This is a genomic window from Chitinophagaceae bacterium, from assembly GCA_016713085.1.
Classification (GTDB): domain Bacteria; phylum Bacteroidota; class Bacteroidia; order Chitinophagales; family Chitinophagaceae; genus Lacibacter.
Genome location: JADJPV010000001.1, coordinates 789,355 through 813,916, shown reverse-complemented (window position 1 = coordinate 813,916; position 24,562 = coordinate 789,355). Strand labels below are relative to the sequence as shown.

Below are 24,562 nucleotides of genomic sequence, written 5' to 3'. Positions count from 1 at the left end.
AAAAGCTAATAGCTGAAAGCTGAATATACATGGGAAGAAAATTACTTTTAGACAAAGCACATATTGAAGGCATCAGGCATTATGATGTATATCGCCGTGAAGGTGGTTACCGCAGCGTGGAGAAAGCATTAAAGACAATGTCGCCCGAAGCAATTACAGAAGAAGTGAAGAAGAGTGGATTGCGTGGTCGTGGTGGCGCAGGTTTTCCTGCCGGTATGAAATGGAGTTTTCTTGCAAAACCTGAAGGTGTTCCCCGTTACTTAGTTGTGAATGCTGATGAAAGTGAACCCGGCACATTCAAGGATCGTTACCTCATGGAGTTTATTCCGCATTTATTAATTGAAGGAATGATCTGTGCTTCTTATGCATTGGGCAGCAACCGTTCTTATATCTATATCCGTGGTGAATACTGGTGGGTGAAAGAAATTTTAGAACAGGCAATCCAGGAAGCACGCAATGCCGGTATGCTCGGGAAAAATATTTTAGGCAGTGGGTTTGACTGCGACATTTTTGTACAACCAGGTGCCGGTGCCTATATCTGTGGTGAAGAAACAGCCTTGCTTGAATCACTGGAAGGGAAGCGTGGCAATCCACGTTTGAAACCTCCGTTCCCTGCAGTAAAAGGTTTGTGGGGTTGCCCGACTGTTGTAAATAATGTAGAAACAATTGCAGCAGTTGTGCCGATTGTAAATGAAGGCGGCGATGAATATTCCAAAATTGGTACAGGTAAGTCAACCGGAACAAAATTGATTTCAGCCTGCGGCAATATTGCAAAGCCCGGTGTGTATGAAATTGAAATGAGTATTTCTGTTGAAGAATTTTTATACAGTGATGAATATTGCGGTGGTATTGCCAAAGGGAAAAAACTGAAAGCATGTATTCCCGGTGGTTCATCTGTTCCCATTCTTCCTGCCAACCTGTTGCTGAAAACAGCAAAGGGTGAAACAAGAATGATGACCTATGAAAGTTTAAGTGATGGTGGATTTGCAACAGGAAGTATGATGGGAAGTGGTGGTTTTATTGTGTTGGATGAAGATCAGTGTGTGGTGAAGAATACATATACATTAGCAAGATTTTACCGTCATGAAAGCTGCGGACAATGTTCACCATGCCGTGAAGGAACCGGCTGGATGGAAAAATTCTGCTGAATATTGAAACTGGAAAAGGAAAGATGAGTGATATTGATCTGTTATGGGATATTCAACGCAAGATCGAAGGCAATACAATTTGTCCGTTGGGTGATGCAGCAGCATGGCCGGTGGCAGCAGCGATCCGTCATTTCCGTGATGAGTTTGAATGGCATGTAACAAATGCCAGTGAAGCAGTAACAAGAAATTATGGTTTAGCAAATTATGCAAGACCGTTAGAAGTTGTAACAACAGCATAAAGAAATATATCAGATGGCGGAAGCAGTTAAATTATTTAAGGTAACGATCGACAACATTACCGTTGAAGTTGAACCGGGAACTACGATCCTGAATGCCGCCCGTTCAATTGGTGGTGAGGTGGCTCCTCCTGCAATGTGCTATTACAGCAAACTGAAAGACAGTGGTGGCAAATGCCGTACCTGTTTAGTTGAAGTAGCTGCAGGTTCAACTGCCGATCCAAGACCAATGCCGAAACTTGTTGCCAGTTGCCGAACAACTGTAATGGACGGAATGGTTGTGAAGAATATTACCAGCGACCGTGTGATGGATGCAAGAAATGGTGTGGTTGAATTTTTATTGATCAATCATCCGCTCGATTGCCCGATTTGTGACCAGGCAGGTGAATGTCATTTGCAGGATTTGAGTTACGAACATGGTAAAGGTGCAAGCCGCTACGAATTTAAAAGAAGAACATTTGAGAAGCATAATATAGGTCCATACATTCAGTTGCACATGACACGATGCATTTTATGTTACCGTTGTGTATATGTGGCTGACCAGATTTGCAATGAACGCAAACATGGTATCCTGATGCGTGGCGATCATTCTGAAATTGCAACTTATATTGAAAAGAGTCTGGACAATGATTTCATTGGAAATGTCATTGATGTTTGTCCGGTTGGAGCATTAACAGATAAAACCTTCCGTTTCAAAAACCGTGTATGGTTTACCAAGCCGGTTGATGCACATTGCAATTGTGACAAGTGCAGCGGTGAAGTACAGTTGTGGATGCGTGGTGATGAAGTGCTCCGTGTTACAGCACGTAAAGATGAGTGGGGTGAAGTAAAAGATACAACAACCGGAAAGCCGGGCTGGATCTGTAATACCTGCCGCTTTGAACGTAAGAAAGCCGGCGACTGGGTAATTGAAGGGCCATCACATGTAAACCGTCACTCAGTAATTGCACAGGGGCATTATGAACATGGAGTGAAGCCGAATGAAACCATTAAGAAAGTAATGGGTGGCAGAGATCCGAAGTTATTGATGAACATTAAAGATATCAGTGAAGTAAACCAGGTAGACTTGAGTGAATTAAAGGGACCTGCTACATCACAAGTGTTTAAACAACTCAAGAAAGGAAATTAATGAATACGTTTTTATTAACTGTTGACGGGGCATTGGTACTGGAGAAAGTGATTTTCATTGCTTTCATCATTACTGTTTCCCTTGTTGTGGCAATGTATGCGACATGGGGTGAACGGAAAATTGCGGCATTTATCCAGGATCGTTTGGGACCAAACCGTGCCGGTCCTCTTGGTTTGTTTCAGCCACTGGCTGATGGTTTGAAATTATTCATGAAAGAAGAAATCATTCCGAATGCAGCCAACAAATGGTTATTTATTTTAGGTCCTTCTATGGCGATGTTCACAGCCATGTTAACCGGTGCTGTTATTCCATGGGGTAACCAGGTTGAATTATTCGGCCGTACTATTTCACTGCAGATAGCCGATGTAAATATTGGAATCCTGTTTGTATTTGGTGTGGTGAGTTTAGGTGTATATGGAATTATGATTGGTGCCTGGGCGAGTAATAATAAGTTTTCTCTGATGGGTGGTTTGCGTGCAGCATCACAAATCATTTCTTATGAACTGGCAATGGGTATTGCATTGATTGCATTACTCATGACAACCGGCACATTGAGTTTGGGTGAAATGGTGAAGCAGCAACAGGATGGATGGTGGAACTTTTTTGTACAGCCACTTGGTTTCCTGATCTTTTTAATTTGTGCCTTTGCTGAATGTAACCGTACACCATTCGATTTAGCTGAAGCAGAAAATGAATTGATTGGAGGATACCATTCTGAATATTCAAGTATGAAGCTTGGGTTCTATTTGTTTGCTGAGTACATCAATATGTTCATCAGCAGTGCCATCATGGCGACATTATATTTTGGCGGTTATGATATCATTCCTTTTTATGATGAAAGTGCTTGGGGTTTTTCAATGAACACAATGGCTGCACTTGGGGCACTGGCTTTGTTTGCCAAGATTGTGTTTTTCATTTTCTTTTTCATGTGGGTTCGCTGGACCATTCCAAGATTCCGTTATGATCAGTTAATGAATTTAGGATGGAAATCATTGATTCCACTTTCATTGTTTAACATGCTGGTAACAGCAGTGGTGATATTGTTGAAGAAATAGAGGCTCCCTCTAACTCCCCCGAAGGGGGAGAATAGCAAGGCACAGGGCCAGCTTTTAGAAGAGATTGATTATATACAGTGTGGTTGAAATGTGATGATTAGAATAATGAAGATGAAGTGGCAGAGATTGTTTTGAAAAAGATATGCAGCACCGCTCCCTCTCTGAAGGAGAGGGAGAAGGAGGGTGAGGCCTGAGTTTAATTTTTAATAAACGTAAATGCAATTAACAAACAGAGCAAAACCGGTAGATCGCAGACCAATGAACCTGCTGGAGAGGATATATCTGCCTGCTATCCTGAAAGGGATGGGGATTACGTTTTCGCATATTTTCAAAAAGAAAGTAACGATTCAGTACCCCGAGCAGACAAGACCATTCAGTCCTGTGTTCCGTGGTTTGCATATTCTAAACCGTGATGAAGAGGGTCGTGAAAATTGTACGGCCTGTGGATTGTGTGCAGTTGCCTGTCCGGCAGAAGCCATTACAATGGATGCAGCAGAACGTTTACCCGGCGAAGAAAATTTATATCGTGAAGAAAAATATGCAGCAAAGTATGAGATCAATATGCTGCGTTGTATTTTTTGCGGATTTTGTGAAGATGCCTGTCCGAAGGATGCGATTTATTTAACGGAAACTTTTGCACCTGCCAATTACAGCAGGAAGAGTTTTATCTATGGTAAAGAAAACCTGGTGATCCCTCATCCGAAAGATGACCCGGAAGCATTTGCCAAAGCAAAAGGTTTGATTGATGAACGTAAAGCGAAAGCTAAACAAGAGACTGCTTAATTATGAGTATTACTGAAATTCTATTCTGGTTCCTGAGTGCTATGGCACTTGGCGCAGCATTGATGATGGTTACCAGCAAAAACCCTGTGTACAGTGTGCTGTGGCTGATTGTTGTATTCTTTGCTATTTCCGGTCATTATATTTTACTGAATGCGCAGTTCCTGGCAATTGTAAACATCATTGTTTATGCAGGTGCTATCATGGTGCTGTTCCTGTTTGTAATCATGCTTATGAACCTGAATGCAAACAACGAACCGCAGAAAAATCAATGGTCAAAAATAGCAGGAGCCATTGCAGGAGGAAGTTTAATGCTCGTGTTTGTTGCAGCTATCCGCCAAACAGAAGCGTTGCAGACACAGCAGGTAAATATGGGTGGCGAAACAGGATTGATTCATTTACTCGGTAAGGTTTTGTTTACTGATTATGTATTACCGTTTGAAATAAGCAGTGTGTTGTTTTTAAGTGCGATGGTTGGGGCTGTGGTGATTGGGAAGAAAGGAGATTAAGAAATTAACTGATTTGAAAATTTGAAGATTTGAAAATGAACAGGCAGTTTGAATTGAAACTCATTTCCAAATTTCCAAATTGAAAAATTTCCAAATTGGAATATTATGCCGATAAATTATTATATCATTCTTGCTGTTGCTTTGTTCAGTATTGGTGTTGCCGGTGTGTTAACACGCCGTAATGCCATTATCATTTTCATGTGTGTGGAATTAATGCTGAATGCAGTGAACCTGTTACTGGTGGCATTTTCAAAAATGCATTATGCAAATGTGGTTGCATTGAATCCGGCATCACCGGTAGGAACAGAAGCACAGCTTTTTGTATTTTTTATTATGGTGGTGGCAGCTGCTGAAGTAAGTGTGGGCCTTGCCATTATTGTAATGATGTACAGGAATATTCACAGTGTGGATATAAACTTTTTGAACAGATTAAAACACTAAGAGCAGCCGGTAATCATTAGCCGGTAGTAATTAGTACAGAATACAGTCTTATGAGTAAATTGGTTTATTTAGTTCCGTTGTTTCCCTTGATTGGTTTCCTGATCAATGGCCTTGGACGAAAGTCTTTGAGTAAATCGCTCAGCGGCATTATTGGCAGCGGAGTAATTCTTGCATCGTTCATTATAAGTCTTTTGATCTTTAATGAAACGAGGGCTGAAGATTTTACTGCAGTTACGGTGAACCTGTTTGAGTTTATCAATGTGGCAGGATTAGATATTCCGTTTGCCTTCCAGGTTGATCAGCTTTCTGTTCTGTTCTTATTAATTATTACTGGTGTTGGATTCTTGATTCATGTGTATTCTACTTCTTACATGAATGCAGAAGAACCACATCATTATGCACGCTATTTTTCTTTCCTGAATTTGTTTGTGTTCAGCATGTTGTTACTGGTGCTGGGATCAAATTATCTCATCATGTTTATTGGATGGGAAGGGGTTGGTCTCTGTTCTTATTTATTGATCGGTTACTGGTTTAAGAATACAGAGTATGGTAATGCTGCACGAAAAGCATTTGTAATGAACCGCATTGGTGATCTTGGATTCTTACTTGGTTTGTTCTTTATCATTCAGCAGTTTGGTTCATTAACGTATACCGAAGTGTTTTCACAGGCACAGGGTGCAGGTGTTGGAATATTAACGGTGATCACATTGTTATTATTTGTTGGTGCAACTGGTAAGAGTGCCCAGATTCCTTTATACACATGGTTACCCGATGCGATGGCTGGCCCAACTCCTGTATCTGCATTGATTCATGCTGCAACAATGGTTACTGCCGGTATTTACATGATTGCACGCAGTAATATTTTATATACGCTGGCTCCTGTTTCACAAACTGTAGTTGCGGTAGTTGGTTTGGCAACAGCAATCCTTGCTGCAACAATTGCCATCAAACAAAATGATATTAAAAAAGTACTGGCTTATTCAACTGTAAGTCAGTTGGGTTATATGTTTCTTGGTTTGGGTGTGGGTGCTTATACAGGCGCTGTATTTCATGTAATGACACATGCTTTCTTCAAAGCCCTGTTATTCCTTGGTGCAGGTTCGGTGATTCATGCCATGCATCATGAACAGGATATCCGTAAAATGGGTGGACTGGCAAAGAAACTTCCGCATACACACTGGACTTTCTTAGTTGGTTGTATTGCTATAGCCGGCATTCCTCCTTTCAGTGGGTTCTTTTCAAAAGATGAAATATTAGTAAATGCATATGCAAGCAATCCAATTTTGTATTGGGTTGGTTTAGGCGGTGCGTTGATGACAGCATTTTATATGTTCCGTTTATATGCCATGACTTTCAGAGGAAGTTTCCGTGGTACAAAAGAACAGGAACATCATCTGCATGAAAGTCCATGGTCAATGGTTGTTCCATTGATTGTATTAGCTGTGCTGGCTGCTGTTGCAGGGTTTGTTGGTATTCCTGAATTGTTTGCACCCGGTGCTCATCGTTTGGAACATTACCTTGCTCCTGTATTTGAAGCTTCAACACAATTAAAAGAAGCACATCAGTTAGAGCATTCAACAGAATATATGTTGCTGGGTGTAAGCTTAACGTTGATTGCTATTGCTATTATTTATGCATTGAACCGTTTCAGCAAAAAACCTGAAACAGAAGATGCAGCGGGGTTAGGAAAATTATTGGCCAATAAATGGTATGTGGATGAATTGTATGAGACTGTTATCAGTAAACCTTTGAATGGATTGGCATCTGTGTTTAACAGAGTTATTGAAAAGAGCGGTATTGACGGATTGGTGAATGGAGTTGGAAAAAGTGTACAATGGGGCAGCCGCCAGTTACGCTTGCTGCAAAGCGGGCAGGTGGAAATTATATATTGCTGATGGTGCTGGGCATCCTCATCTTTTTGTGATTGCTTTATTTATCTGATTATAGATTAACTGTATTATGATTGCATTATTGTTGATATTGGTTCCGTTGATTGGTGGCATAGCTGCTTTCTTCTTTAAAGATGAAAAGCAGTCAAAAGCATGGAGTTTAGTAATTGCTTTTGCTTCATTGGCGGTAATGAGCTTTAGTTTATTATCGGCTGATAATACTGCCGGCAAAACATTTTCTGCAGAATGGCTGCCACAACTCGGTTCATCATTTGCTTTGCAGATGGATGGTTTAAGTACTGTTCTTTGTCTGCTTACTGTTTTAGCGTATCCTTTGATTTTTGTTTCAACATGGAAAAGTAAATATGCATCACCCAATATCTTTTATGGTTTGATGTTATTAACACAGGCAGGGTTATTAGGAGTGTTTCTCGCCGCAGATGGTTTGTTATTTTACTTCTTCTGGGAACTGGCGTTGATTCCTGTTTACTTCTTATGTTCTAAATGGGGTGGCGATAAACGTATTGCTGTAACCTTTAAATTCTTTGTTTATACATTCATCGGCTCTTTACTGATGCTGGTTGGATTATTATATCTCTACTATCAAACACCCGATGCTTCATTCTCCATGCAATCATTGTATGAAGTGAAGCTCACAACTGCACAGCAGGGATGGTTGTTCTGGACGTTCTTTATTGCCTTTGCTATTAAGATGCCGGTTTTTCCTTTCCACACATGGCAGCCCGATACATACGAACAGGCACCAACTGCCGTAACAATGGTGTTAAGTGCATTGATGGTGAAGATGGGTTTGTTTGCAGTTGTTCGCTGGTTGATTCCTTTATTCCCTGCAGGGGTGTTGATGTATGGTAATATCGTCATTGGTTTAAGTGTTGCCGGAATGATCTATGCAAGCATCCTTGCCATGCAGCAGGATGATCTGAAACGTTTAATCGCTTATTCTTCTATAGCACATATTGGTTTGATGAGTGCTGCATTATTTGTCAATAATGAAAGCGGGTTGCAGGGAGCTATGATCCAATTCTTCAGTCATGGTGTAAATGTGTTGGGTATGTGGATTGTTGTTGAACTGATCGAACGTCAGTTTGGAACACGTAAAATAAGTGAGCTTGGTGGTCTTGCACAAAAAGCACCTGCTCTTACAATACTATTAGTAATTGTTGCTTTGGCCAACGTTGCATTACCGCTCACCAATGCATTCATCGGCGAATTCTTAATGTTCAATGGTTTGTTCAAATTCAATGTATGGTTTGCTGCAGTTGGCGGATTGAGTATTATCCTGAGTGCCGTTTATACATTGAAGATGATTCAGAAAGTATTTTACGGAAATGAAAACGGAGTAACTGCAAAAGCAGTGGATATTGCCTGGTTTGAAAAAGCAAGCTTGATGGTAATTGTGATTGCCATATTTGCAATGGGGGTGTATCCAAAACCAATGTTTGGGTTGGTGCAGGATACGGTAACAATGATCCTGGGAATCTTTAAATAATTTAACGAAGAACGATGAACCTGATTTTAATTTCGGCGCTCTGGGGTATTGTGATGATGTTTAGCGGTTTGTTTATCAAAAGCAGATCGGCTGCTAAAACTGTTGCACTTATTGGTGCCGTTGTTTTGCTGGCTGGCAGTTTGTTTGACCTGGCTGGCAAAATGATCATCGATAACAACTTCAACGGAATGTTGCTGTACGATCGTTTTGGATTGCTTTTTTTAGTGGTGATCGTATTTGCATTGCTCATCTACTTCCTGTTAAATGGGAAAGAAATTGAAAAAGTCGGGAATCATCCTTACGAATATTTTGCGCTGATCTTTTTTATTATGTGCGGTGTTGGACTGGTCGCTTTATTCAACAACCTGCTGATTTTATTTTTAGGGATTGAGATCATTTCTATTCCTCTTTATATTTTAACAGGTGCTGATAAACGAAACTTAAAGAGCAATGAAGCTGCATTGAAATATTTCCTGATGGGATCTTTTTCTACCGGCATTATGCTGATGGGGATTGCTTTCCTGTATGGTGCAACTGCTTCCTTCCAGATCGACAGACTGAACCTGCAGCCGGGAGATAATTTCATGGTGTTCCTGATTATTGGTATTGTAATGATCATGATTGCAATGGCCTTCAAAGTATCGGCTGCACCATTTCATTTCTGGACTCCTGATGTTTATGATGGAGCACCAACTGTGTTTACCTCTTTTATGGCAACCATTGTGAAGGCTTCTGTATTTATCGGCTTCCTGAATTTATTCGCTAACGGTTTTGGTGGAATGACTGATAAATGGAAACTCAGTGTCGCCATTATTACTGCATTAACCTTATTTATTGGAAATATAACAGCCGTTTATCAGCAAAGCGTAAAACGTATGCTTGCTTACTCAAGTATTGCGCAGGCAGGGTTTATGATGTTTGCTGTTTTTGCCATCAATGATATGTCGAAGCAGGGGTTGCTGTTATATGCAGCTGCTTATTGTTTGGCAACTATTGGCATATTTGCTGTACTGGTTAAAATGAAAGATTATACGTTTGATGGATTTAATGGCCTGGCTAAAAAACAGCCGCTGGTTGCATTAGTGCTCACTGTCTGCTTATTCTCACTGGCGGGTATTCCATTAACTGCCGGCTTCTTCGCAAAATACTTTGTGCTGGCTGCGGCAGTTAAAACAGGTACCTATTTATGGCTGGTTGTTTTTGCCGTAATAATGGCTGCTGTTAGTGTGTATTATTACTTCCGGGTTGTTCAGGCCATGTATTTTAAAGAAGGTGATGGGCAGGATATGGAAACAACACCTGTTTTTAAGGGGTTGCTGGTAACAATAGCTGTACTGATTATCCTTTTGGGCGTATTCCCCAGCCTTTTACTGAACTGGCTGACCGTGTATTAATGCCGTTCATAGAAAGAACTTGTTTATCGTTGAGGCTTTCTTAATTTCGGGATGAAATTCATTTATGACATTCACGGATATACTTACTCTTTCCTGGCGTACTGTTCGGGCTAACAAATTAAGAACAGGCATTACTGTTTCCATTATTGCATTCGGGATCATGGCATTGATTGGTATCATTACTGCTATTGAAGCCATGAACCAGAGTTTGTATGAAAACTTTTCTATTCTCGGAGCCAATTCATTCAGTATACGGTTCAGGGAACGGAATATTCGTTTTGGTGGCGGGCCAAACAGCCAGCTGAAAAAAGAAAAGAAAGGTGCAAAAAAAGAAAAGAACTCAAGCCTTGGCCGTGTCATTACTTTTGAAGAAGCCCGTAATTTTAAAGAGAGATTTTCTTTTCCCGCTTCTGTAAGTATTTCCAAATTTGCCAGTGGCAACTCTACCGTTTTATTTGAAGATGTGAAGACCAACCCAAATGTTCGTGTTATGGGTGGTGATGAAAACTATTTACTCAACAGTGGCTATATATTAGAACAGGGGAGAGACTTTAATAAACTGGATATTGAAAGTGGAAGAAACGTAGTTATTATTGGGAGTGATCTCGTCCGTAAATTATTCAAAGGGAAAAGTGTTTATGCATTAGGAAAGATCATTCATGTTGGTGCCAACCGTTACCGTGTAATTGGTGTAATGAAAGAACGGGGAGCCAGTTCATTTCTTGCATTGGATAACATAGCTATTATTACTTATAATAACGTTCGCCGTGTGTTTAACAACCAGGGAAGTTACAGCATAACTATCCGGGCAAATGATTTTAAACAGATGGATGCTGCAGTAGGAGAGGCAACAGGTGTTTTCCGTAATTCACGTAAGCTGGCAATTAAAGAATCTGATAATTTTTATATTGATCGCAGCGACAGTATTGTTGAAACCCTGAAAAATACCCTTCGCTATGTTCGCTATGCAGCCATGGTGATTGGTATCATCACTTTGTTTGGAGCAGCTATTGGTTTAACCAATATTATGCTTGTATCGGTAAACGAACGTACAAGAGAAATCGGCTTATCTAAATCTATCGGAGCAAAAGGCTCCACTATACGCACACAATTTTTGTGGGAGAGCATTTTAATCAGCTTACTTGGCGCAGGCTTTGGTATTTTGCTTGGTATACTTGTTGGCAATCTTGCTTCCATGTTCTTCAAAACAGGTTTTGTTGTTCCCTGGGCATGGGTAATAGCTGGTGTTGTTATTTGTTTTGTTACCGGTTTGCTTGCTGGTTTATATCCTGCAATAAAAGCTTCGAAGCTTGATCCGATAAATGCGTTACGCTACGAATAAAAGCGGATCTGTTTTTCTATCTTTCAGCTTTAACTTCCCGATACAGCTTCATTGATGTTCAACTGATTTCTAACTTTACATCTCCAATTTAACGGAACAAATCAATGTAGCATTCTGCTTCTTTCAATCAGCCTCAACTTCTTTGCCATCCATCGGCGTAAGTTTTCAACAGGGTGCACCTACTTACTCACAATGTAATCGCAACTGACCGTTGTACTGCTGTACCAATTCAACAACCTTTATTTTCAATTTTAAACCATTTACAACTATGGACATTACATCCTTGCTTTTCGCCTACTGGTGGGTGTTAGTTATTCTCTTTTCACTCATCTTTTACAAATTCGTTTTACGGGTTTTCTTTGGTATGGTCATCGTACCCGAAGACAAGATCGGTCTTGTTACAAAAAAATTCGTGTTATTCGGCGCCAACAGGGAACTTCCTGACGGGCGTATTATTGCCACAAAAGGCGAAGCCGGTTTCCAGGCACGCACATTGGCACCCGGTTTATACTGGTGGATGTGGCCCTGGCAGTATGGAGTAGATATGATTTTGTTTACTGTTGTTCCGGAAGGAAAGATTGCATTGATCTTAAGTAAAGACGGTGCAGAAATTCCAACAGGTCATATCCTTGCACGAAGGGTAGACTGTGATAACTTCCAGGATGCACAGGCTTTTCTGGATAAAGGCGGACAACGTGGCCGTCAAACAGCATATGTTACTGCCGGTTCTTATCGTATCAACCGTCACCTGTTTGATATTACAATGGTCGACCAGGCCATCATACATGAAAACATGGTGGGTATTGTAACAGCTTTAGATGGTGAACCCATTCCAATTGGATCTATTGCAGGTAAGTATGTAGATAATCACAACAACTTCCAGAACATTGATGTGTTTTTAAACAGTGGCGGTAACCGTGGTTTGCAGCCACAGGTAATACTGGCCGGTTCTTATTACATTAATCCATGGGCAGTACAATTAGAAGAAATTCCCATGACAGATATTCCTATCGGACATGTAGGTGTAGTTATTTCTTATGTAGGAGATGATGGTAAAGATTTAACGGGTGAAACGTTTAAGCATGGTAATATCGTATCAAAAGGGTTCAAAGGAGTTTGGATGGAACCGCTTGGTCCGGGTAAATATCCGGTGAATAAATACACTATGAAAGTAGAACTGGTACCAACAACGAATCTTGTATTAAACTGGGCCAATGCAAGAAGTGAAGCACATGCACTGGATAAAAATTTATCAACGATTACCGTTCGTTCAAAAGATGGTTTCCCTTTTAATCTTGATGTGGCACAGATCATTCATATACCTGCAACAGAAGCACCAAAAGTTATTGCACGTTTTGGCAGCATGAACAACCTGGTGTCGCAGGTACTGGAACCTACGATTGGTAACTATTTCCGTAACAGTGCACAGGATAGCGATGTGATCTCTTTCCTCAGTACACGTAAGGAGCGCCAGACTGCAGCGAAAGAACATATCAAAGAAGTACTGGAAGAGTACAATGTAAATGCAGTTGATACATTGATTGGTGATATCGTTCCCCCTGAGGCGCTGATGAAAACTTTAACCGATCGTAAGATTGCCCAGGAAGAAGAGAAGACTTACGAAACACAACGAATGGCACAGGAAAAACGCCAGGGCGTGGAAAAGGAAACGGCTATCGCTGATATGCAGAAAGAAATTGTGAAGGCGCAACAGAGTGTAGAGATTGCACAACGTACTGCTGATGCAACTGTTAAGAAAGCAGAAGGTGATGCCACCAGTTTAAAACTGAATGTAAATGCAGAAGCTGAAGCAACAAAGATGAGAGCCAATGCAGATTCTGAGGCAATTAAAATGAAAGCTGCTGCACAGGCTGAATCAACCAAGCTGAATGCTACTGCCGATGCAGAACGTATTTCAAAAACGGGTTTAGCTGAAGCAGAAAAGATTATGGCCATTGGTCGTTCAACAGCTGATGCGTATGAACTGCAGGTAAAAGCAATGGGTGGCGATAACTTTACCAAATATAAAATCACGGAAGAAATCGGTAAGGGAAATATCAAAGTGATTCCGGATGTAATGATCAGTGGAACTAATGGAACAGATGGATCTATCAGCGGATTGTTAGGGTTGAAACTGATGGATATGATGGATGCCAATGCAAAAAAAGATGATAAGGCAAAAGGAAATTAAGTATCATCATGCATAAAAAAATCCCCGCTTACAGGCGGGGATTTTTTTATAGTTAAATCTGAATTATTTTGGTTCAAGCACCAGTGTAATACGATCAACCAGGTCCTGCAAATGCAGTTTGGTCATTGGATCGGTTACGGTTGGTAATGCTGTGCGGATATCATTACGCAGTGTACGCAATGTTCCTTTTAGTATTGAGTAGGTATCTGTATTCTTTGTACTCAATGAAGGAGTAATCTGCAAAGTTATACCGAAACCACCCGTAGCAACAGTTGCAGGTGCGGTAGAAGGTAACAGGGAAATGATACGCTCTGTAAACATCTTCTGCAGGTTGCGGCGGTAAACATCAGTTGCTTTCTTTGCATATACTTCGCTGAAAATTGCACGACGCAGATCATCCATTACTTCAGTTGCTTTATATGCATTGTTGCCTAATGTAGATTCTGCAATGAACAACTTGCTCAGTGTATTTGTGCTGATGATACGGTTAAGGATACTTTCCTGTCTTGTACCAATTACAATTTGCGGATTCTCACCTGTACGACTTGAAATATCATTGTTGATCAACCATGTTGGAGTTGTAAACAACTGCTGGGTTAAAAAACTCATCGCTTCTTTTTGAACTGACTTCGATACGAATTCATAAACACCGCCTTCCTGTTCAACCATTTTTGGCGTTTCATAAACACCGCCAATATTCTTGTCAACATGACCCATATAACGTCCGAACTGAGAAACTACCTGGGTATACATTTCATCAAGACCTTCATATGTTTCGTTTGGCTGTTTGGTCCAGTTGATCAGGTTTGGTAAAATGCGCTGCAGGTTTTTAATACCGTAAGTACTTGCTTTCATTGCATCATTACCTAAATCTTCATTCTGTGAACGTGGATCATCAGGATTCTGTTCAGTACCAAACCACAAACGCTTATTTTTTAAACGCTCTGTTGTGAGTTTACTTAATACCGGCACTTCTTCTTCAGCAGTTTTGTATTCCGGCATCCAGCGGTAGCCCCATTCAATGGCCCATTTATCATAATCGCCAATGCGGGGGAATAAACCAATTCTTGAAATATTATCTTCCGGTTGAGCTACGTAGTTGAAACGTGCATAATCCATTATAGAAGGAGTATGGCCATTTGCTTCCACCCATTTCTTATTGCGCAAACTGTCAACAGGTACAGTAGAAGAAGAACCATAGTTGTGACGTAAACCCAATGTATGACCAACTTCGTGTGATGATACAAAGCGGATCAATTGGCCCATCAGTTCATCTTCAAATACCATTGTTCTTGAACCCGGATCAACGGCTGCTGTTTGAATCAGGTACCAGTTACGTAATAAACTCATAACATTATGGTACCAGTTAATATGACTTTCTAAAATTTCACCGCTCCGTGGATCATGTACATTCGGTCCACTTGCATTGGCTACTTCACTTGGTTTGTAAACGATGGCGCTAAAACGTGCATCTTCAAGGCTCCATGTGCTGTCTTCTTTTGCAGTTGGTGCCATCTTACCAAATATGGCATTTTTGAAACCGGCTTTTTCAAAAGCAACCTGCCAGTCAGTAACACCCTGCATTAAATAAGGGATCCATTTTTTTGGAGTAGCGGGGTCAATATAAAAAATGATGGGCTTTTGAGGTTCAACCAATTCTCCACGCATGTATTTTTCAACATCTTCCGGTTTTGGTTCCAGTTTCCAGCGAACGGCCATCCGCACATCTTTCACGCCTTGCGGATTGGCATCAAAATCCGTATAGCTTCTTGCAAAGAAACCAACACGTGGATCAAACAATCTTGCTTTGGCAGGTACTTTTGGAAGTAACAGCATGGAGCTGTTTAATTCAATTGTAAATGCTCCGCCTGCAGCAGGTGCAAATGGATTGGCTGCAGCTCCGGGAGCTCCACCACGATTATATGTTTTGGTTGTTTTAATTTCAATATTCAGCGGGTAAGACCTGATGTTTTGAACATAAGATCTGTCGGCTTGGAAAGCTCCAATCTGCAGACTTGCTTTTGAATTGGTACTAAAGAACAATATATCGTTGTCGCCGGAAATATAATCGGTCAACTCCAGCACAGTTGAATTGGTATTGGTCGCCGAATCTTTTCCGTAAGCTCTTACATCAAAAGACTGCGCAATAGGCAGTGTGTTGGAGTTCATCACAGCCTTAAACATTCCTTCAGCATCTTTTGCCCTGTTGTCAAATGAAACCCTCTTCAGGAATATTTTATTATTGGGCCCTCTTTCAAAACGGATTACACTATTATTAATAATGTCGCCTGCATACCCGCTGAAGCCATTGCTTAAACCTGCTGCAGATTTGGAAATACGGTTCACAACGAGGATATCTCTGGCCAGCAAAGAATCGGGTAATTCGAAATACCATTTATCTTCTATACGGTGAACTTTAAACAAACCTTCATCTGTACGTGCCTTATCAGTAATTACCTCTTTATAAGGTTTTGGCATAGAACGGGGGGCTGCAGGAAATTGGGTTCCTGAAGGAATTTGCGGAGTGCCACCGGCAGTTGGCTGAGTTTGTGGCCGATTCTGGGAAAATCCCGGCAGAACTGTTCCCAGGAAAAGCAACACGGTAAAAAAGCATGCATTTTTTCTCATTCTTACTTTGGTTTTAGTTGAGCAGATGAAGTTAAATGGATTATAGGAATCAGGAATTAAACAAATATAAATCAGGGTTTGTTAAGGTTAAGCGGCAGAAAGCGATGCCGATTACCGGATAAAACCATTGCAAACCTTTGCTGCTGAAAAGAAATAAAAAAATAAAAAAGAGAGAGTTGTTCAAAATAAATATTTCCCTAACTTGTGCCACCCGGTATGAGGGAATGGTTTGATTTTTTGAAATTTCTTTTCATAGAATTGTACCAGGAGATTAAAGAATAAACTTACAAATTTAAAAAACCAAAAAATCAATTGTCATGGCTGAAACTAAACCTACAGCAGCAAAAAGCTGCCTCTTCAGTTCAAGCGAAACAGAGTACGAACATTATTTCATGGATTGCTCCAATTGCATGTATCATTGCCGGGTATGCTTTCTGGCGTTTTGTTATGGGTAACCCCAGTGGCTTCTCTGAACCTGCAACAGAAGGTTGGTTCTGGCCGAAACATCATAAGCCAATTGGTGCGTTGAATGCGATTTATGAAGGCGGTATCATTGTACCATTATTGATTGGATTGTTCCTGATGGTAGTTGTATTTTCTATTGAGCGTTTTCTTACCATCAGCAAAGCAATGGGTTCTGCTAACGTAACTGACTTTATCCGTAAAGTACAGTATCATCTTGCTAACAAAAATCTGGATGCTGCTTTAGCTGAGTGTGATAAGCAAAAAGGTTCTGTTGCAAATGTGATGAAAGCAGGTTTGAAAAAATACCGTGAAATGACCGAGGTAAGCAACCTGGATACAGAACAAAAAGTTGCCGGCATTCAAAAAGAAGTGGAAGAAGCAACAGCACTCGAACTTCCGATGCTTTCTAAAAATCTGGTATTCTTATCAACCATTACTTCCGTTGCAACACTGATTGCCCTGTTGGGAACAGTATTAGGTATGATCCGTTCATTCTCTGCCCTTGGTAAAGAAGGCGGTGGTGGTGATGCCGGTGCATTGGCGATTGGTATCTCTGAAGCCTTGTATAACACAGCATTGTGTATCGGTACATCATCAATTGCGATGGTTATGTACAACGTGTTTACAACTAAAATTGACTCAATTACCTACGGTATTGATGAAACCAGTTTTACATTGACTCAAAGTTTTGCTTCTCAGTATAAATAATACAGGTTGTTTTAACACAACTTGTGGAATTCAGCTGAAATTGAATCTCTAAATCAAAACTTTCAAAGTAATGTCCAAACTCAATAAAATAGCCAGGAAAAGTACGTGGGTGGATATGACAGCCTTTGTGGATGTGTCGTTCCTTATCCTCACGTTCTTTATGCTGGCAACGAAATTCAAGCCACCTGAAGTGATCAAGATAGACAATCCAAAATCGGTTTCATCTGAGAAAGTTGACGACAAGGATGTGTTTAAAGTATCATTTGATGGCGAAGGAAGGGTATTTATCAGTTTCAGTTCTGATAAAGAAGGAAAAGAAAAAGCCCAGTTAACTGCTGAAGTGTTAAGCCGTCAGAAAGGACTCGGATTAACTCCTGCCGAAATCTCCAATTTTAAGAAATTTTCTGTTGGTGGAATCGGTGTTCCTGTTAGTCAATTGAAGAGTTTTTTGGCTTTAAGTGATGAGGATTATAAAAAATTCAAACAACCGGGTATTCCTGTTGCTGATACTTTAAATAATCAGTTGGATACATATATCAACGCATTGCTTACAGGCACAGGTGGACGTAAACCGGCCAATGTGATGTTAAATGGTGATAATGGAACAAAATATCCTTACTTTAAAAATGTATTAGCTGCATTTAAGAAGAACGGCATTTTCTCCTTTAAACTGATTACGTCACTGGAAGGTGTACCAACTGGTACTCCACTGTATAAAAAACAGAATACACAGGCGAAGTAAACAGAATTTTTAATTATTAAATAACTGAACAATGGCAGCGATAGAAGAAAGTGGTGGTGGTGGCCATAAGAAAGGCGCCGGGGTCAAGAAGCAGGCCCGTAAAGATGCCAGGGTGGATATGACGCCCATGGTTGATCTTGGATTTTTGCTCATTACGTTCTTTATCTTCACTACAACGATCAACAGCCCTAAAGCGTTTAAACTCAACGTTCCTGACGATTCAGCCAAGGACGATGAGCAAACTGAAGCAAAGGCTTCAGGCGCTTTTACTGTGCTGTTAAGCAAGGATAACAATGTTTTTTATTACGAAGGACAATTGGCATCTGATGGATCCAACTTTAAATCTTCCAGTTTTAAAGAAATCCGTGCTGAATTGTTGAGGAAAAAAGCAAATACACCCGAAAAGGATCTCGTGGTTATTATAAAGCCCGATGAGAGTTCGGTGTATAAAAACGTAGTGGATATGCTCGATGAGATGCAGATAACAGACATCAGACGGTATGCAGTAGTAGATATTTTTCCAGGCGAAGTTGAGCTTATTAAGGCTACTCAGGGAAGCTCTCCTGCCGCTAAATAAGCTTATGGAAAATTTAAACGAATGCATCTAATTCTAAACACAACTGTTAATTATGGAAGTAAATAAAATTTTAAGTGCAGATTTCCTTGATATCCTGTTCGAAGGCAGGAACAAGGAGTATGGTGCTTACGAACTCAGAAGAAATTACGAGAGGAGGTTAAGAAACGCCCTGTTGATTACTGCAGGCGTAGCTCTTCTTATTTTCCTGTTTGTTCTTGTTGGCAGAACAGTTGGAGCTGCTGATAAGAATAAAGTAAAAGTTTCTGATGTAACTCTTACTGATATTAAGCAGGAAGAACAGCAGAAAATTGAACCACCACCTCCGCCTCCTCCAAAACAGGAGCCTCCAAAAATTGAAATCACTAAATTCACTCCTCCAAAAATTGTGGAAGATGAAAAATTTGAAGAGAAGAATGAAGTAAAAGAACAGGAAGTGATCACCAACGTAGGTAAGATTGATCAGGAGGGTATCAAAGATCCTGAAGTGGTGAATCCTCCTAAAGTGGAACAGGAAACTAAAGTTGTTGAAGCTCCCAAAGAAGATGAAAACACCGTTTTCACAAAAGTGGAAGTGGAAGCACAGTTCCCGGGTGGTGAAGGAAAATGGAACCAGTTTGTACAGCGTGAAGTGGAACGTCATATTGACGATTTAACTGATGACGGACAAGCAGGTACCTGTGAAGTTCAGTTTATCGTTGACAAAGAAGGAAATGTAAGTAATGTGGAAGCATTGTCCATGAAAGGGTCTGTACTGGCACGTATCGCCTGCGATGCAATCCGTAAAGGTCCAAAATGGATTCCTGCTATTCAAAATGGCCGCCAGGTAAAAGCATGGCGACGTCAGAAAATTACGTTCCGTCTTCCAGACGAGCAACCTTAAGACCTTTATCAAGAAGGAATATACAAGCAACATCCCCATCAGGTTTCTGGTGGGGATTTTTGTTGCCTCTTAAGTGCAAGGGTTTATTTAATTGAATCATTCAGTATGGATTTTTTGTTTCCAGCCATCTCATTCAAAACAATTGTTATGAGCAGCATAGAAAACAAAAACGATAAGCGAACTGTACGGATTGATTTTGCACCAATGGTTGATCTTGGTTTTTTACTGATCACGTTTTTTATTTACACTACAACAATGATGGAGCAAAAGGCATTTGGCTTAAATGTTCCTGCTGATGGGCCGGGCACAGAATCTCCGCTATCTGCAACTATTACGCTAAAAATGAAAGAGAATGGAATGGTTGATTATCTCGAGGGAAATGAGCAGCACATTCTTGCTCAAGGAACTGCTTACCTCTATGGTAAGCCTTCCCTGCGTGAACATCTGCTGAACAAGCGGCAACGTATCATCAGCCAGTTGGGCACCGACGATCAGTATACTGTCATCATTCAACCTTCTGCTAATACCAGCTATAAAGAAGTGGTTGATGTATTTGATGAAATGACGATCACTGATATTAAAAAATATGTACTGGTTGATGATAAAGCCAAGCAGTAATGCTGTGTTTCAGCTGCATCGGGTTAAATTTGCAGCATGCTGGGAAAACTCACAGGATGGGATGATACAATTGTTGCTTTGGCCACTCCTCATGGTATTGGCGCCATTGGCGTAATACGTTTAAGCGGAGGCAAATCCATTGAAATAGTTAATCGTTTATTTCCGTCAAAAGATCTGCAGCAACAAAAATCTCACACTATTCATGTAGGCTTTTTAAAAGACGGAGAAAAAATACTGGATGAAGTTGTTATTTCTCTTTTTAAAAACCCGAAAAGTTATACGGGCGAAGATGTAATTGAAATTTCCTGTCATGGTTCACCTTTTATACAGGAGCAGGTAATCAATACGATTGTAAAGTATGGAGCAAGATTAGCTAAGCCCGGCGAGTTTACACAACGGGCTTTCTTAAAAGGCAAACTTGATTTAACACAGGCGGAAGCTGTTGCTGATTTAATTGCCAGTAAAACTGAAGCATCTCAAAGAACAGCGCTTCATAATATTCGTGGAGGGTTTTCTCTTGTCTTAAAAGAACTGAGAGAACAGCTCATTCAGTTTTCTGCATTGATTGAACTGGAACTCGATTTTTCACAGGAAGATGTAGAGTTTGCAGACCGCACAAAATTTTATGCACTGATTCATCATGCACAAGAAGTAACCAACGATTTATTGCAGTCATTTCAATTGGGAAATGTAATTAAGAATGGGGTAAGTGTTGCCATTGTTGGAAAACCCAATGCAGGCAAATCGACATTGCTTAATACACTGTTGAATGAGAACAGGGCCATTGTAAGTGAAATTGCAGGTACTACAAGAGATACTATAGAAGAAATTATAAATATTGATGGAATTTTATTTCGATTGATCGATACAGCGGGCATCAGGGAAAGTACAGATGAAATTGAAAGTATTGGTGTGGAAAGAAGTATGGAGAAGATGCTGATAGCGGATATTGTTCTTTATTTGTTCGATGTAAATAGCGAATCGCAGGCTGAACTGGAAACTGCTTTACAGCAGGTACGGGGGCAGAATAAAAACTATATCGCTGTTGGCAATAAAGTTGATCTGCTGGGTGAAGAAAAAGCACAGCAAAAATTTTCAGGAGATGCGGTTTTGTTTATTGCTGCAAAATCAAACAGGCATGTGAATGTGTTGAAGGAGCGTTTAGCTGACAAAGTAGTGCAGGGAACTATTCATTCAGAAAATACAATTGTTACCAATGCCCGGCATTTCACTGCTTTACAGGAAGTGGAAAAATCACTCAATGATATTCATGCCGGACTGGAAAATAAATTATCAAGCGACCTGCTTGCACTGGATATCCGTATGTGTTTGCATTATCTTGGAGAGATTACAGGAGAAATTACCAATGAAGACAGGCTGGATTATATATTCTCTAAATTCTGTATCGGAAAGTAAATAAATTTAGAACATGAAAGCAACACTTATTCCTGTGTTTTGTTTTTTTCTGCTGAATAGCAGTTTTTCCCAGGAAGTAAATGTATCGTCGGGTTTTGTTAAGCGGTTTGCAAATTTTTCATCTGTTTATGTTGATGCAAGGAATGTTGAAGTATGGCTGCCTGAAGGATATTCCCAAAAAAAGAAATATGCTGTTCTGTATATGCACGATGGACAAATGCTGTTTGATTCAACCAGCAACTGGAACAAACAGGAGTGGGGAGTTGATGAAACAATTGGGCGATTAATAAAACAAAAAAATAAAAGACTGCATTGTTGTTGCTGTGTGGAATACAGGCGGTAAACGTCATGCAGATTATTTTCCGCAAAAACCTTTTGAATCACTTCTCAAACAGCAGCAGGATTCAATTTATACCGCAACAGCAACAAAAGACTATTCATTATTTGCAGTTCCTGTGCAATCAGATAAGTATTTAAAATTTCTTGTAACTGAACTTAAACCTTTTATTGATGAAAATTTTTCTACTCTGAAAGACCGAAACAATACATGCATCGCAGGGGTCAAGTATGGGTGGATTAATTTCTATGTATGCAATTTGTAGTATCCAACTGTATTTGGAGGTGCTGCCTGTTTATCTACACACTGGCCAGGGTTATTTACTGTAAGGACAATCCGGTTCCGGAAGCTTTTATGAATTATTTGAGGCGCAATTTACCTGACCCCGGCACACATAAAATTTATTTTGATTACGGAACAGCTACGCTTGATTCACTTTACAAACCTTTTCAGCAGCAGGCAGATAGTATTATGAAAGCAAAAGGGTTTACAGGCAGGAATTGGATAACTAAGGAGTTTCTTGGAGCAAACCATTCTGAGAATGCCTGGCGTAAACGGTTAGCGATACCGGTTCTCTTCCTGATGAAGAAATAATTCGTAGTCTTTTCTGTTGAATTTTTCCGCATTTTGTCTGTATCTGTTCTGTTTTGACAAAGAAGGGCTTTTTTTTCTCCAGTGCAATTGCCTTGTATAAGTGTTTTTTTATATCTTGATTGCTTCTGCTTAAACCAAAACGTAACATGAGAAAATCTTTACTCTTCTCTCTTTTTGTATTTATTTGTGTTGCTACCTATGGCCAGCAAAACCTATGGCAGCAAATGGATGAAAGTTGGCTTTCAGCTGACCGGTTTCCAAATGGAAGTAAACCCAAGGCATATAAAGTATTTCAGTTGAAGTCATCAATCATGACAGAAGAACTGAAGCGTGCCCCATCAGAAAAAAGTGTATCTGCATCAAACTCATCGTTTATTCTTTCAGTACCAAATGCTGAAGGAGTAATTGAACGGTACAGGGTTGTGAATGCACCAGTGATGCACCCTGATCTTGCCGCAAAGTATCCCGGCATTCATTCTTATGCCGGTAAAGGAATTGACCGTCCCAACTCAACCATCCGTTTCAGTATGGGAATGGGTAAGTTCGAAGGGATGATTCTTTCTACCGACCGTCCAACAATTTATATCGACCAGTCAGATGAGAAAAACAACTGTACCTGGTTGTTTCAAGAAATGAAATCATTGATTATAAAAATGAGTTTAAATGTTTTACTGATGAGAAAACACAATGCAGCGTTTAAGCGAAATGCCCGAAGCACAAAATGCAACAGATGGTAAACTCAGAACGTTCCGTCTTGCACTCGCTTCAACCGGAGAGTTTTCACAGTTTTGGTTAAATGGAACTGAAACAACCGATGCGCAGAGAAAAGCAAAAGTGCTGGTTGCAATGAATGCTGCAATGACGAGAACGAATGGAATTTATGAAAGAGATTTTGCAATACGTATGATACTTGTTCCCAACAATGATCTCGTTATTTATTTAGATGCTTCAACTGATCCCTGGTCCGGCGAACTGAATTCAACAACACAGGTGACTATTGATGCACAAATTGGCGACGCAATTATGATATAGGCCATTTAGTACACAGAACAAGTGATAATGGCAATGCAGGTTGTATAGGTTGTGTATGCCAAACAGGTGAAAAAGGAAGTGGGTTTACATCATACAACAACCTGAATAATTTCGACTGGTTTGTGGTGGATTACCTGGCACATGAAATGGGGCATCAGTTTGGCGGAAATCATACGCATACACATGGAGGTAATGAAGGTACCGGTGTACAGGTTGAACCAGGCAGCGGAAGTACAATCATGGGCTATGCAGGTATTACCGGCCCTACAACAGATGTGCAACCTCATAGTGATGATTATTTTCATGCAGTAAATATTCAGCAGATCACCAATTATATAATCAATGGTGCAGGTTCCTGTGCTGTTATTACGAATACAGGAAATAATGCACCAACTGCAAGTGCAGGAGCTGATTTTACTATTCCCCGTTCAACACCATTTGTATTAACAGGAAGCGGTAGTGATATTGATGCAGGCGATATACTTTCTTATAACTGGGAACAGGTTGATTCAAGGGCAAGCGGTTTTTCAACAGTACCTTCTGCCACTGCAACTGCCGGTCCACAGTTCCATTCATTCCTTTCAACAGCAACACCCTCAAGAACAATTCCACAGTTAGCAACCATACTTACCGGAGCAAACGGACAAAAATGGGAAGTGCTTCCTTCTGTTAACCGTACACTCAATTTCAGGTTAACAGTAAGAGATAATAAATTAAACGGAGGTTCAACACAAAGTGATAACATGGTGTTGACGATAACCAATACATCAGGTCCTTTTTTAGTTACAGCACCTAATACAACCGGAATATCCTGGAATTCAGGTTCTGCACAAACTGTTTCATGGAGTGTTGGCAATACAACCTTAGCACCGGTAAACTGTGCAAATGTTGCCATTGATCTGTCAACGGATGGAGGATTAACTTTTCAATAACAATTGTTT

The 24,562-nt window shown here is 40.3% G+C and carries 19 protein-coding genes and 3 pseudogenes; 21 read left to right on the top strand and 1 reads right to left on the bottom strand.

Translation table 11 applies throughout. The features are described 5' to 3' along the window. The first annotated feature begins 29 nt into the window (after nucleotides 1-29). The 11 genes and pseudogenes from nuoF to IPK31_03870 all read left to right on the top strand — a co-directional run bounded on the left by nuoF (nucleotide 30) and on the right by IPK31_03870 (nucleotide 13,624). A pseudogene (gene nuoF, locus IPK31_03920) lies at nucleotides 30-1,387 on the top strand (NADH-quinone oxidoreductase subunit NuoF). 13 nt (nucleotides 1,388-1,400) lie between these two features. After that, a complete protein-coding gene (locus IPK31_03915) occupies nucleotides 1,401-2,513 on the top strand; it encodes a (2Fe-2S)-binding protein (GenBank protein MBK8087154.1) in 1,113 nt (370 codons plus the stop codon). Next, nucleotides 2,513-3,568 carry an NADH-quinone oxidoreductase subunit NuoH gene (gene nuoH, locus IPK31_03910; protein MBK8087153.1) on the top strand — a complete coding sequence of 352 codons (1,056 nt, stop codon included), beginning with the start codon at nucleotides 2,513-2,515 and terminating at the stop codon, nucleotides 3,566-3,568. Before IPK31_03915 ends, nuoH begins: the two co-directional genes overlap by 1 nt. Before the next feature lie 216 nt (nucleotides 3,569-3,784). Then, nucleotides 3,785-4,351, top strand: a complete 567-nt coding sequence (nuoI, locus tag IPK31_03905) for an NADH-quinone oxidoreductase subunit NuoI (protein MBK8087152.1) — start codon at nucleotides 3,785-3,787, stop codon at nucleotides 4,349-4,351. Nucleotides 4,352-4,353: 2 nt separating this feature from the next. After that, entirely contained in the window at nucleotides 4,354-4,857 is a 504-nt protein-coding gene (locus IPK31_03900; protein ID MBK8087151.1) for an NADH-quinone oxidoreductase subunit J, read from the top strand. 105 nt (nucleotides 4,858-4,962) lie between these two features. Beyond that, nucleotides 4,963-5,298: an NADH-quinone oxidoreductase subunit NuoK gene (nuoK, locus tag IPK31_03895; GenBank protein MBK8087150.1), complete on the top strand. Its 336-nt coding sequence runs from the start codon at nucleotides 4,963-4,965 to the stop codon at nucleotides 5,296-5,298. A gap of 50 nt (nucleotides 5,299-5,348) precedes the next feature. Beyond that, nucleotides 5,349-7,222, top strand: a pseudogene (nuoL, locus tag IPK31_03890) (NADH-quinone oxidoreductase subunit L). 35 nt (nucleotides 7,223-7,257) lie between these two features. Continuing rightward, the gene (locus tag IPK31_03885) at nucleotides 7,258-8,697 is read left to right on the top strand and encodes an NADH-quinone oxidoreductase subunit M (protein MBK8087149.1); all 1,440 of its coding nucleotides are present in this window, start codon (nucleotides 7,258-7,260) and stop codon (nucleotides 8,695-8,697) included. A gap of 14 nt (nucleotides 8,698-8,711) precedes the next feature. Continuing rightward, nucleotides 8,712-10,091: an NADH-quinone oxidoreductase subunit N gene (locus IPK31_03880; protein MBK8087148.1), complete on the top strand. Its 1,380-nt coding sequence runs from the start codon at nucleotides 8,712-8,714 to the stop codon at nucleotides 10,089-10,091. Nucleotides 10,092-10,155: 64 nt separating this feature from the next. Further along, nucleotides 10,156-11,433 carry an ABC transporter permease gene (locus IPK31_03875; protein MBK8087147.1) on the top strand — a complete coding sequence of 426 codons (1,278 nt, stop codon included), beginning with the start codon at nucleotides 10,156-10,158 and terminating at the stop codon, nucleotides 11,431-11,433. Between the two features lie 268 nt (nucleotides 11,434-11,701). Next, nucleotides 11,702-13,624 (top strand): flotillin family protein, encoded by a 1,923-nt coding sequence (locus IPK31_03870; GenBank protein MBK8087146.1) that lies wholly within the window; start codon nucleotides 11,702-11,704, stop codon nucleotides 13,622-13,624. Nucleotides 13,625-13,687: 63 nt separating this feature from the next. On the opposite strand, the gene IPK31_03865 is transcribed toward IPK31_03870, so the two are convergent. Continuing rightward, complete coding sequence (locus IPK31_03865; GenBank protein ID MBK8087145.1) at nucleotides 13,688-16,252, bottom strand: zinc-dependent metalloprotease; 2,565 nt, start codon at nucleotides 16,250-16,252, stop codon at nucleotides 13,688-13,690. A gap of 321 nt (nucleotides 16,253-16,573) precedes the next feature. Between IPK31_03865 and IPK31_03860 the strand changes: the two genes are divergently transcribed. The 10 genes and pseudogenes from IPK31_03860 (at nucleotide 16,574) to IPK31_03815 (ending at nucleotide 24,553) form a co-directional block, all read left to right on the top strand. Further along, nucleotides 16,574-17,425 carry a MotA/TolQ/ExbB proton channel family protein gene (locus IPK31_03860; GenBank protein MBK8087144.1) on the top strand — a complete coding sequence of 284 codons (852 nt, stop codon included), beginning with the start codon at nucleotides 16,574-16,576 and terminating at the stop codon, nucleotides 17,423-17,425. Nucleotides 17,426-17,495: 70 nt separating this feature from the next. Next, on the top strand, nucleotides 17,496-18,167 hold the full coding sequence (locus tag IPK31_03855) for a biopolymer transporter ExbD (protein ID MBK8087143.1): 672 nt from the start codon (nucleotides 17,496-17,498) through the stop codon (nucleotides 18,165-18,167). Between the two features lie 31 nt (nucleotides 18,168-18,198). Then, nucleotides 18,199-18,744 (top strand): biopolymer transporter ExbD, encoded by a 546-nt coding sequence (locus IPK31_03850; protein MBK8087142.1) that lies wholly within the window; start codon nucleotides 18,199-18,201, stop codon nucleotides 18,742-18,744. Between the two features lie 52 nt (nucleotides 18,745-18,796). Next, nucleotides 18,797-19,624 (top strand): energy transducer TonB, encoded by an 828-nt coding sequence (locus tag IPK31_03845; GenBank protein ID MBK8087141.1) that lies wholly within the window; start codon nucleotides 18,797-18,799, stop codon nucleotides 19,622-19,624. Between the two features lie 147 nt (nucleotides 19,625-19,771). Beyond that, nucleotides 19,772-20,242, top strand: coding sequence for a biopolymer transporter ExbD (locus IPK31_03840; protein MBK8087140.1), 471 nt, complete (start codon nucleotides 19,772-19,774; stop codon nucleotides 20,240-20,242). Nucleotides 20,243-20,278: 36 nt separating this feature from the next. Continuing rightward, nucleotides 20,279-21,658, top strand: a complete 1,380-nt coding sequence (gene mnmE, locus IPK31_03835) for a tRNA uridine-5-carboxymethylaminomethyl(34) synthesis GTPase MnmE (protein MBK8087139.1) — start codon at nucleotides 20,279-20,281, stop codon at nucleotides 21,656-21,658. A 13-nt stretch (nucleotides 21,659-21,671) separates the two neighbouring features. Next, nucleotides 21,672-22,589, top strand: a pseudogene (locus IPK31_03830) (alpha/beta hydrolase). Nucleotides 22,590-22,735: 146 nt separating this feature from the next. After that, nucleotides 22,736-23,326 (top strand): hypothetical protein, encoded by a 591-nt coding sequence (locus IPK31_03825; protein MBK8087138.1) that lies wholly within the window; start codon nucleotides 22,736-22,738, stop codon nucleotides 23,324-23,326. Then, nucleotides 23,295-23,621 carry a hypothetical protein gene (locus IPK31_03820; protein MBK8087137.1) on the top strand — a complete coding sequence of 109 codons (327 nt, stop codon included), beginning with the start codon at nucleotides 23,295-23,297 and terminating at the stop codon, nucleotides 23,619-23,621. Before IPK31_03825 ends, IPK31_03820 begins: the two co-directional genes overlap by 32 nt. Next, nucleotides 23,618-24,553 (top strand): hypothetical protein, encoded by a 936-nt coding sequence (locus tag IPK31_03815; GenBank protein ID MBK8087136.1) that lies wholly within the window; start codon nucleotides 23,618-23,620, stop codon nucleotides 24,551-24,553. The genes IPK31_03820 and IPK31_03815 overlap by 4 nt, the downstream gene beginning before the upstream one ends. Nucleotides 24,554-24,562 lie beyond the last annotated feature (9 nt).